This is a genomic window from Mesorhizobium sp. M7A.T.Ca.US.000.02.2.1 (genome assembly GCF_003996995.1).
Taxonomy (GTDB): domain Bacteria; phylum Pseudomonadota; class Alphaproteobacteria; order Rhizobiales; family Rhizobiaceae; genus Mesorhizobium.
Window position 1 is genome coordinate 1 of record NZ_RZTT01000604.1, and the last position, 2,692, is coordinate 2,692.

The following is a 2,692-nucleotide window of genomic DNA, read 5'->3' on the forward strand; positions in this document are numbered from 1 at the left end:
TTTTCGCTCGACACCGCCGCTTCGGTCGATGCCGGCTCGATCCTGTCGCGCGCCACCGCCGACAAGGCCGTCGCTGCAACCGACCCGGCCAACAAATTCAAGAAGTTCGAGGCGATGGTGCTGCAGACCTTCATCCAGAACATGCTGCCAAAGGACACCGAGGGCGTCTACGGCAAGGGCCTGGCTGGCGACATGTGGAAATCGCAGCTTGCCGAGCGGGTGGCCGACGTGATGGCCGAACGCGGCGGCATCGGCATCGCCAAGTCGATGCTTGCCGACCACTATCTCGAAGGCAAGCGCGTGGTTCCGGTCGGTCCGGTCTCGGGCGGGTTGGAAAAGACCGAGATCGACCAGCAAAACAGCCTGTCGACCTCGCTGGTCCACCAATTGCAGCGCAAGGCTGCGGGGTCGATGACCGGTGACGAGACGACCATAAAAACAAACATCAAGATCTAAACTGGGAAACGCCATGGCCGACTTTTCAGAATCCACCCCCAATCTGCCAGCACGCACGACCGCGTCGGAATCGCCGATCCCGTTCGCGCGGCCCGGCAACCTCGCCGCCATCATCGGTCGCATCGAGGAAGTGGTCGAGGAAGAGACCGCCGGCATCCGCAACGCGACCAACTATGATCTCAAGGCGTCGAACGCCCGCAAGAGCCGCTACCTCTACGAGTTGACGCGCGCCATGAAGGGCGGCAGCGAAGCCGAATTCCTCGAACAGCACCGCGAGGGCCTGACCCGGCTGCGCCAGAAGCTGGCGAAGAACGAAGCGGCGATCCTGGCGCATCTCAGCGCGGTCAACGAAGTCGCCAGCCTGCTGCGGCACGCCATCCAGCGCGCCGAGACCGACGGCACCTACTCCGCCGGCGAGTTCGGCTGGATCAAGGCATGATGCCGAATACGAGCGACACTTCGGAGATACTGCCGAGGCAACGGCGCAGTGCCGCGTCGCCTTCGCAAGGGACTGATCAAGGGACTGACAAGAGCCGATGATCAAGGTCATCGCCATCGCCGTCTGGATCTGCGCAGCAACTCTCGGCGCAGTATTCTATTCGTTTCAGGCGGCCGGCGAGCGCGGTGTCGGCGAAACGCCGAAGCCGATGCTGGGCGGCCTCGACTACGTCAAAACCGACATCATTTCGGTGCCGCTGATCCGTGATTCTGAGATCGGCGGCTATTTCCTGACCAAGCTCGTCTACACCGTCGAACCCGAGCAGATAAAGAAGCTGTCCATTCCGGCCGAAGCGCTGATCACCGACCAGGTCTATTCCTACCTCTATTCCAATCCGCAGATCGACTTCACCAACAAGGCGACGATCGATCTCGATGCCTTCCGCGCCGCAATCCGCGATACCGTCAACGCGCGTGTCGGCGCGCCCTTGGTGCATGAGGTTCTGATCGACCAGGTCAATTTCCTGTCGAAGGACGAAATCCGCGACAACTGGCTGCGCCGCAAGAAAAGCGAGACGGCGAGCGAAATGACCAAGGCGTTCAAGGAACACTGAGTTGCCCCGGCTCGGAGTCCCGGCCTCATCGGGGCTCACCTGCCGCCACGGCAGGAACCAACCGCCCGAATTCGCGTTGACGTAAACGTCAACCCAAAGCTATATGCGGCAGCGACCGTGATCGCGAAACCGCGGCATGGGCTTCGGCTGGATCGAAGCGCCGTTGCGAGACAGATGCAACCAGACAAGGAGAACAGCGTGAGCGTTCAGGAGATTGCCGAGAAGATCAAGTCGCGGGTGGCCAGCAGCGGGTTCGATCGTTCCGTGAAATTCGACACCGGCAGCGACGGCGTCATCGTCATCGACGGCGCAACCGTCTCGAACACCGATGCACCCACCGACTGCACCATCAAGCTCTCGCTCGACGATCTGGATTCGCTGATCGCTGGCGACCTGAACCCGACAATGGCGTTCATGACCGGCAAGATAAAGGTCGAAGGCGACATGACCGTCGCCATGGCGCTCAGCCAGCTGATCGGCTGAAGGCATCCAGCCGCCCAGGCGGCACCCACCAAGCGCAAAAAACGCCGCCTTTTCGGGCGGCGTTTTTGCATGAAATGCTGCCGGCTTCGTGTCAGGCCGCCGATATCAGTTCCTGCGCCTTCAGCTTGCGGCCGGCCGCCTTCAGCGTGCCGTGCACGCCGTCAAGCGCGCCTTCCACCAGTTCCAGCGCCAGCAGGCGGTGCCGCTCATAGGGTCCCGGCATGGAAAGTGAACCGGTCTTCTCGGCCGAGAAGCCGAAGCGCGCGTAATAGGGCGCATCGCCGACCAAAAGGATAGCGGCATGGCCGAGACGCGCCGCTTCGGCGATGGCATGGCGCATCAGCGCCGAGCCGATGCCGGCATTCTTGAGCGACGGGTCGACGGCAAGCGGGCCAAGCAGCAGCACGGCCGCACCGCCCTCGCCCAGCCTGACATCCCACAGCCGCACGGTGCCGGCCACGCCGCCCGAAGCATCGCGGGCGACGAAGGCCAGGCCTTCCGAGGGCCGCCGGCCACGCCGCAGCTTCTCCGACGACTTTTTCCTGCGCTTCGGCCCCATGGCCCGATCGAGCAACGCCTCGCGCGCCGCAACATCGGCGGCGGTTTCGGCGACCATCACAGAGGCCGGTGCGTGGCCCCCAATTTCAACTGGCATTTCCATTTCAACTGACATTTCCATTTCCGCAATCCCTGGCGAGCGG

5 protein-coding genes are annotated in these 2,692 nt (G+C 62.9%); 4 read left to right on the plus strand and 1 reads right to left on the minus strand.

From position 1 onward, the window contains the following. From EOD15_RS32315 to EOD15_RS32330, 4 genes are all read left to right on the plus strand, one after another. Positions 1 to 456 (plus strand): rod-binding protein (locus tag EOD15_RS32315; RefSeq protein WP_127409209.1); only part of this gene is annotated, 456 nt, incomplete at its 5' end. 13 nt (positions 457 to 469) lie between these two features. Next, positions 470 to 895: a hypothetical protein gene (locus EOD15_RS32320; protein WP_127320766.1), complete on the plus strand. Its 426-nt coding sequence runs from the start codon at positions 470 to 472 to the stop codon at positions 893 to 895. Positions 896 to 992: 97 nt separating this feature from the next. Next, positions 993 to 1,508, plus strand: a complete 516-nt coding sequence (locus EOD15_RS32325) for a hypothetical protein (protein WP_127270032.1) — start codon at positions 993 to 995, stop codon at positions 1,506 to 1,508. A 198-nt stretch (positions 1,509 to 1,706) separates the two neighbouring features. Then, positions 1,707 to 1,991, plus strand: a complete 285-nt coding sequence (locus EOD15_RS32330) for an SCP2 sterol-binding domain-containing protein (RefSeq protein WP_013529756.1) — start codon at positions 1,707 to 1,709, stop codon at positions 1,989 to 1,991. Between the two features lie 91 nt (positions 1,992 to 2,082). On the opposite strand, the gene EOD15_RS32335 is transcribed toward EOD15_RS32330, so the two are convergent. Continuing rightward, positions 2,083 to 2,652 carry an N-acetyltransferase gene (locus tag EOD15_RS32335; RefSeq protein ID WP_127320767.1) on the minus strand — a complete coding sequence of 190 codons (570 nt, stop codon included), beginning with the start codon at positions 2,650 to 2,652 and terminating at the stop codon, positions 2,083 to 2,085. Positions 2,653 to 2,692: the final 40 nt, after the last annotated feature.